This window comes from Microcoleus sp. CAWBG58 (assembly GCF_020883045.1).
Taxonomy (GTDB): Bacteria; Cyanobacteriota; Cyanobacteriia; order Cyanobacteriales; family Microcoleaceae; genus Microcoleus.
In genome coordinates, this window is record NZ_JAHRFA010000151.1 from 1 (window position 1) to 7,813 (window position 7,813).

Annotated in this window: 6 protein-coding genes; 5 read left to right on the top strand and 1 reads right to left on the bottom strand. The window is 45.1% G+C overall.

Translation table 11 applies throughout. The annotated features are described in order from the left end of the window. The 4 genes from QZ918_RS32490 to QZ918_RS32505 form a co-directional block, all read left to right on the top strand. Positions 1-1,065: HEAT repeat domain-containing protein (locus QZ918_RS32490; protein ID WP_293343073.1), on the top strand; the 1,065-nt coding region annotated here is incomplete at its 5' end. Positions 1,066-1,152: 87 nt separating this feature from the next. Then, the gene (locus QZ918_RS32495; RefSeq protein ID WP_293343076.1) at positions 1,153-1,590 is read left to right on the top strand and encodes a hypothetical protein; all 438 of its coding nucleotides are present in this window, start codon (positions 1,153-1,155) and stop codon (positions 1,588-1,590) included. A gap of 430 nt (positions 1,591-2,020) precedes the next feature. Further along, positions 2,021-4,594 (top strand): leucine--tRNA ligase, encoded by a 2,574-nt coding sequence (gene leuS / locus QZ918_RS32500; RefSeq protein ID WP_293343079.1) that lies wholly within the window; start codon positions 2,021-2,023, stop codon positions 4,592-4,594. A gap of 275 nt (positions 4,595-4,869) precedes the next feature. Continuing rightward, a complete protein-coding gene (locus tag QZ918_RS32505) occupies positions 4,870-5,775 on the top strand; it encodes an alpha/beta hydrolase (RefSeq protein WP_293343082.1) in 906 nt (301 codons plus the stop codon). Positions 5,776-6,250: 475 nt separating this feature from the next. On the opposite strand, the gene QZ918_RS32510 is transcribed toward QZ918_RS32505, so the two are convergent. Continuing rightward, a complete protein-coding gene (locus QZ918_RS32510; protein ID WP_293142715.1) occupies positions 6,251-7,078 on the bottom strand; it encodes an SAM hydrolase/SAM-dependent halogenase family protein in 828 nt (275 codons plus the stop codon). 136 nt (positions 7,079-7,214) lie between these two features. On the opposite strand from QZ918_RS32510, the gene QZ918_RS32515 reads away from it, so the two are divergent. Further along, positions 7,215-7,730: a DUF3598 family protein gene (locus tag QZ918_RS32515; RefSeq protein WP_293343084.1), complete on the top strand. Its 516-nt coding sequence runs from the start codon at positions 7,215-7,217 to the stop codon at positions 7,728-7,730. Positions 7,731-7,813: the final 83 nt, after the last annotated feature.

Consider the following 7,813-nt stretch of genomic DNA (forward strand, 5'->3'; position numbering starts at 1 on the left):
CGCAGACAAGCAGTAGCAGCAATTGCAGCAACTTGGAAAGATGACCCGGAAACCTTACCTTGGCTCAAAGAACGCGCTCTAACCGACTATAATTCGGATGTGCGACAAGCAGCAGTACAAGCATTAGGACGGGGGTGGAAAGATGACCCGGAAACCTTACCTTGGCTCAAAGAACGCGCTCTAACCGACGATAATTTGGCTGTGCGACGTGCAGCAGTACAAGAATTAGCACGGGGGTGGAAAGATGACCCGGAAACCTTACCTTGGCTCAAAAAACACGCTCGAACCGACGATAATTGGGCTGTGCGACAAGCCGCAGTACAAGCATTAGCACGGTGGCATAAAGATGACCCCGAAACATTACCTTGGCTCAAAGAACTTGCTCTAATCGATGATAATTGGGCTGTGCGACTAGCAGCATTTCAAGCATTAGCACGGGGGTGGAAAGATGACCCAAAAACCTTACCTTTGCTCAAAGAACGCGCTCGAACCGATGATGATTGGCGTGTGCGACAAGCAGCAGTACAAGAATTAGCACGGGGCTGGAAAGATGACCCAGAAACCTTACCTTTACTCAAAGAACGCGCCCGAACCGACAATAATTCGGATGTGCGACAAGCAGCAGTACAAGAATTAGCACGGGGCTGGAAAGATGACCCAGAAACCTTACCTTTGCTCAAAGAACGCGCCCGAACCGACAATGATTGGGATGTGCGACAAGCAGCATTTCAAGCATTAGTACGCTGGCATAAAGATGATAGTGAAACCTTGTCTTGGCTCAAACAAATTGCTAAATACAATCATAGTTTAGCTATGCGACAAGCAGCAGTACAAGAATTAGCACGGGGGTGGAAAGATGACCCGGAAACCTTACCTTGGCTCAAAGAACTTGCTCAATCAGATGATAATTTGGCTTTGCGACAAGTAGCAGTTAAAGAATTAGTATTTGGATGGAAAGATGAACCTGGAATATTAGAAATTGTACGCGATTGCGCCCAGAACGATCGCAACCCAATACTCCGCAAATTTGCCCAGAGGAAATTAGCAGAATTAGAGGGTCAATGAGCGATCGCATGGCTGCAAAACTGCGAGAATTAAATATTGACTCTGATACAATTTAGCAGTGTTTCTTGATAAACTAGCGAGGTTGATATGACCGAAATAAATCCCGATCGCACTAATGGAATAATTGCGATCGATGTTTCTCCTCAATCCAACGGGCAGTATCTTTGTCAGATATTATCATCTCTGAGCGATCGCCCTGATGATACCATGAATTTTTACGGACAAACGAAAGAACACGCGATCGCGATAGGCTTAGAATATTTAGCCAAAGAGTATCGCCAGAAAGCCGAAGATTCTCAAAATAATATAGATTGGGATGCCCTGGAACTTTCGGATTCTGGACAGCCAATCGAAAAGCATTATCACGTAATTTTGCACTATGAAGAAATTGCTGAAGCAGAATCTAAATTTGAGGCAGTACACAATGCAATGATGGGAAATACAGTAATTGAGAATGCCATAATTTCAGCAATTAAGATTTCTCCAGATATCGAAATTGAGCCGTTAGAACGAGCATGGGAATGAGATTTGTTAACTTCAAAAGCTCATTATTTTGCTTAAATCGATCCAGATATAGCCTTTCTCAAAAAGATGAGGTATGACAGACAGTTTGCAAAACCAGTAAACTCAGAGGGCTAAAGCCCAACAACGTACCTCATCTTTCTGATAACCGCTATAGCATTTAAGTCGAAATAGATGCTAAGAAACCGGGTTTTTTTTGGTTTTGCCGATCGCAACGCGTCTTTTCGTAAAAACCCGGTTTCTGGCCGCCCGTACATCAGTCTGATGCTTTTAACCTAGAAATCGCCCCCAACTCAAAATCTATATACTACAATATATAATACAGATATTAGAGCCAAAATCCTTGGGGGTGCAAAAGAATCCTAATCGCGGCCCCATGAATGTGCAAAAATACTGAAGCCAACTTTATTAAACTCTGCACGGAGCAATTGCTGTGGACTCCAGATACAACCCCCAATCCATAGAAGAAAAATGGCAACAGACATGGGCTGAGCAAAACTTAGACCAAATGCCAGAAGATACCGAAAAGCCTAAATTTTATGCCTTATCCATGTTCCCCTACCCGTCGGGAAGCCTGCACATGGGGCACGTCCGCAACTACACAATCATCGATGTAATTGCCAGACTCAAGCGGATGCAAGGCTATCGCGTACTCAATCCCATGGGATGGGACGCTTTTGGTTTGCCGGCAGAAAATGCGGCTATCGAACGCGGAGTTCCCCCCGCACAATGGACTTATCAAAATATTTCCCAGATGAAAGGCTTATTTCGCCGCCTGGGTATTTCTTTCGACTGGACAAAAGAAGTTACAACCTGTTCTCCCGATTATTATCGGTGGACTCAGTGGCTGTTTTTGCAATTTTTAGAAGCAGGATTAGCATATCAGAAAGAAGCGGCAGTTAACTGGGACCCGATCGACCAAACTGTCTTAGCCAACGAACAAGTAGACAACGAGGGTCGTTCCTGGCGTTCCGGTGCCAAAGTCGAGCGCAAATTATTGCGGCAGTGGTTCCTCAAAATTACCGATTACGCCGAACAGTTATTAAACGACTTAGATAAATTGCCAGATTGGCCCGAAAGAGTCAAATTAATGCAAGCCAATTGGATTGGTAAATCTGTCGGCGCTTACTTAGAATTTCCCATTGTCGGCATGGATGAAAAAGTCGCCGTTTTTACCACCCGTCCCGATACAATTTATGGCGTGAGTTATGTTGTTTTAGCACCGGAACATCCATTAACTCAGCGCGTGACCACGGCAGATCAAAAAGCCGCTGTTGATACCTTCATCAAAGAAGTTGCATTGCAAAGCGAAATGGATCGCACGGCTGATGACAAACCGAAGCGCGGTATCCCCACAGGTGGCAAAGTCATCAACCCTTTCAACGATGAAGAAATCCCGATTTGGATTGCCGATTACGTGCTGTACGAATACGGCACCGGCGCAGTTATGGGAGTACCCGCCCACGACACGCGAGATTTCAAGTTTGCCAAGCAATATGAACTACCTATTAAAGTAGTAATTGTGGATGATGATGAACTTCCGCTGACGGAAGCTTACACGGAACCAGGAATTATGATTAATTCCCAAAGCTTCAACGGGATGGATTCAATTAAAGGCAAAGCCGCAATTATTCAAGGTGCCGTAAATTCAGGTTGTGGCAAAGCGCGAGTGCAATATCGCTTGAGAGATTGGCTAATTTCTAGACAGCGTTATTGGGGCGCTCCGATTCCGGTAATTCATTGTCCTAAATGCGGTACAGTCCCCGTCCCTCAATCAGATTTACCAGTATTGTTGCCGGAAAATGTAGAATTTACTGGCAAAGGTTCGCCGTTAGCGAAGATGCCGGAATGGGTGAACGTTCCTTGTCCGAGTTGCGGCACTCCGGCGCAGCGCGAAACGGACACGATGGATACTTTTATGGATTCTTCGTGGTATTTCTTGCGCTATCCCGATGCTCAAAATGCAGTGCAAGTCTTTGATTCTGCAAAGACGAATGATTGGATGCCTGTTGACCAATATGTCGGCGGTATCGAGCACGCAATCCTGCATTTGCTGTATTCGCGGTTCTTTACGAAGGTTTTGCGCGATCGCGGTTTAATCAATTGCGATGAACCATTTAAGCGCTTGTTAACTCAAGGCATGGTGCAAGCAAAAGCCTACAAAAATCCTGTGACTGGCAAATATGTTGCTGCCTCAGATGTAGACTCGGAAAATCCCAAAGATCCGCAAACTGGCGAAGCTTTGGAAGTCTTCTATGAGAAGATGTCCAAATCTAAATATAACGGTGTTGACCCCTTGGAAGTTATGGGGAAATATGGGGTTGATACGGCGCGGATGTTTATTTTATTCAAGGCGCCGCCGGAGAAGGATTTGGAGTGGGATGACGCTGATGTAGAAGGGCAATTTCGCTTTTTAAATCGCGTTTGGCGCGTGGTGACAGAGTTTGCTTCATCCCCAGCCAGGGCGGGCACGGGGGCACCGCCCCTACAAGCAGGGGAGAAAGATGTGCTGAGCAAAATTGAGCAGGATTTGCGGCGGGCGATTCACATTGCAATTAAGGAAGTTCGGGAAGATTTGGAGGGCGAGTATCAGTTTAATACTGCTGTTTCCGAAATGATGAAGTTGAACAATGCGCTGGCTGATGCTAAATGTAAGGATTCACCAGTTTATGCAGAGGGAATTAATACTTTGATTTTGCTGTTAGCGCCTTTTTCGCCGCACATTGCTGATGAATTGTGGCATTTGATTGGTAACAGCGAATCCGTACACTTGCAAACTTGGCCTGTTGCAGATCCATCTGCTTTAGTTACTGATGAAATTACGCTGGTAATTCAAGTTATGGGTAAGACGCGCGGCACTATTCAAGTGCCTTCTGGTGCTGATAAAGCTGCTTTGGAAAATTACGCCCGCGAGTCTGATTTGGCGAAGCGCCATCTGGAGGGTAAGGAGATTAAAAAGGTAATTGTAGTGCCTGGAAAGTTAGTCAATTTCGTTGTAGCTGGATAAGGATGAGAAACCCGGTTTCTTGCGATAAACCGGGTGCATTAAATAGTTCGTAGTGAGGACTTTAGTCCTTCTTGCGCCGTTCGTAGTGAGGACTTTAGTCCTTCTTGCGCCGTTCGTAGTGAGGACTTTAGTCCTTCTTGCGCCGTTCGTAGTGAGGACTTTAGTCCTTCTTGCGCGCGGACTGAAGTCCTCACTACGAACCGATATTGGGGTGCTTTAAGGGAGATAATAGTTGTTTTTAATACTGTTAAATCACCGATCGCAATTGTACCGCCATGGGCAAGTTACCAAAGAAATACAGATATTTTCATAAATGGATATTATTTTTGGTGAAATTTTTGGCGATCGCCTACATCGTCTGTTGCATAATCTTGTTTATCCTGCAAACTCGTCTCATTTTTAGTCCCACACGCGCGATCGCCAAAACACCCGATGCTTTCAACATCCCCTACGAAGACGTTTGGTTGCCAGTTAACGGGCGATCGCCCAAAACGGACAAAACAGACAAGATTCACGGTTGGTGGCTGCCAACCGCCAATCCACAGCCGCTAGGAACCCTATTGTACCTGCACGGCAAGGGTTTTAACATCGGTACGAATATCAATCAATCTTACCAGTTTCGGCAATTGGGTTTTTCCGTATTGCTGATCGATTATCGCGGATACGGGCGCAGTCAAGGCAGTTTTCCCAGCGAAGCTCGGGTGTATGAAGATGCGGAAACAGCTTATAATTATTTAGTCAAACAGCGGCAATTGTCGCCTAGCGAAATCTTTTTGTACGGCCATTCACTCGGAGGTGCTGTTGCTGTAGAATTAGCAGTTGCACACCCTAAAGTGGCGGGCTTAATTGTTCAAAGTTCGTTCACTTCCATGCTGGATATGGTACAACGCCAAAGTTTGATGCGGCTGTTTCCGGTGCGGCTGCTGCTGACACAAAAGTTTGATTCTTTGAATAAAGTTAAGTTGCTCAAAATTCCGGTTTTGTTCGCCCACGGAAGTGCCGATCCTTTGATTCCGGCGGCGATGAGTGAAAAGTTGTATGCTGCTGCTGGTGAACCCAAGCAAATTTTGCTGGTTCCTAATGCTAAGCATAATAATGGAGATGCTTTTTTTAACAGCAGCGAATACCGCAAAACTATTGTTGACTTTGCCGAAAAATCTAAAATTAAGATGAATAAATAGGTTCGTAGTAAGGACTTTAGTCCTCTCTACTTTGATGCGGACAGCGAATACCGCAAAACTATTGTTGACTTTGCCGAAAAATCTAAAATTAAGATGAATAAATAGGTTCGTAGTAAGGACTTTAGTCCTCTCTGCTTTGATGCGGACAGCGAATACCATAAAACTATTGTTGACTTTGCCGAAAAATCTAAAATTAAGATGAATAAATAGGTTCGTAGTAAGGACTTTAGTCCTCTCTGCTTTGATGCGGACAGCGAATACCGCAAAACTATTGTTGACTTTGCCGAAAAATCTAAAATTAAGATGAATAAATAGGTTCGTAGTAAGGACTTTAGTCCTCTCTGCTTTGATGCGGACTAAAGTCCTCACTACGAACCTGCGAGTCCTCTCTCATTTGATGCGGACTAAAGTCCTCACTACGAACCTGATGCGGACTAAAGTCCTCACTACGAACCTATGCGGACTAAAGTCCTCACTACGAACCTGATAATATTATTTCTATTTTATCTCCAACTTGTAGTTGCAAAACGGATTGAGCGCTGCCACCGTTAACGGCAATTTCTAGCCAACCGTCAGAACCAATTATGGCTATTAAATCACCTGGCTTGCTATCGCTGTAGGTCTTACCGCTGGCTATGTGAATTGTATCAGAACTATTGCTAATTATGGCTGACCAATTGTTACCTATAATGGAATTATTGGGGATATTGGTAATTAGATTGCCGAAGCGATCGACATATTGAACGCAACCTACCGCACCTGTGGCTGTAACGGCGAAATTTGGTATCTCTAGCTGCACTAAACTTGCAGGGTGTACCGCCCTTCCCAACTCTTCCAGCGGCACTCCATTCGCCAAATGAGCGCCCGCTGCTGCAAAAATATCGCGACCGTGAAACGTGCTGCTGGGCTCCGGTGTACGCCAATATTGCGGATTGGTGAGCTCCACAGATGCGATCCTCTTCGAGGGCTTCGCTAACGCACTTTCGCGACTCAACACCCCACTAAACAAGCCGTTATCCGGCCCGACAAGGAAGCAATTAGCACATTGAATCGCGATCGCGCGTCTCTTGCTACCCACACCCGGATCGACGACAGCAACGTGTACCGTTTCCGCTGGAAAATAAGCAAAAGCAGTCATCAAACAAAACCTGGCCGCCGCAATATTTTGGGAGGGTATTTGGTGCGTAATGTCAATTACTTTTAACTGCGGGTTGATTTGGGCGATCGTACCTTTCATCACTCCCACATAAACATCGCTCAACCCAAAATCCGTCAGCAGAGTTATAATTCTATTTTTAGACATATAGCAGTTGACAGTTGACAGTTGACAGTTGACAGTTGTAGGGGCGGTGCCCCCGTGCCCGCCCTCGACAGTTGACAGTTAGATAGTACAAGAATAAAACCGTTTATAAAATTGGTATATATCCAGAGGTAAAAGTATGGGTTCGCAGTGGGAAAACTTTCTGCAAAACTTAGGAGAATGGCACGGTTCCTTTACTCAGTTATCAACGCGGGGAGAGGTACTTAAAGATACTCCCAGCATTATCTCTCTAGAAGGACTCAACGATAACAAAACTGTGCGGTTAAAACTGCGGCGTTTCTCCCCAAATCCCAGCGGTGGCGAACCAGAAGTCAGCGAACTTGTTCGAGAATATCAGAGTTTGGGACGAGATATCCTGTTTTTTGAGAATGGAAATTTTTGTCAGGGAACTATTCAACTATCCCCTTATTCTGAACCTGGTGCCGAGTTTGGTTTTATCTACAATTATCGCCGGTTGCGCTTTGTTCAGCTCTACAATACCGACGGCAATTTATCCCAACTTACCTTGATTCGGGAAAAGCAGCTCGATAAAAATATCCCCGAACGTCCGCCTTTAACTGTTGGCGATTTGCTGGGAGAATGGGAGGGCGAGCAGGGGGAACGCATCTTATTGAAGACTGTTCGCCAGTCGTGAGTATATTTTGAGATAAATTCACCATGCTTAGAAGCTACAGAGACGCTTTATAATGAATTTTGTAAGAAAACAGTCATTGATTA

What these genes read in the sequence shown, in the direction of transcription:
- QZ918_RS32510 (WP_293142715.1), bottom strand. Translation starts at nt 7,078, where the DNA reads ATGTCTAAAAATAGAATTATAACTCTGCTGACGGATTTTGGGTTGAGC.
- QZ918_RS32515 (WP_293343084.1), top strand. Translation starts at nt 7,215, where the DNA reads ATGGGTTCGCAGTGGGAAAACTTTCTGCAAAACTTAGGAGAATGGCAC.
- QZ918_RS32495 (WP_293343076.1), top strand. Translation starts at nt 1,153, where the DNA reads ATGACCGAAATAAATCCCGATCGCACTAATGGAATAATTGCGATCGAT.
- QZ918_RS32505 (WP_293343082.1), top strand. Translation starts at nt 4,870, where the DNA reads ATGGGCAAGTTACCAAAGAAATACAGATATTTTCATAAATGGATATTA.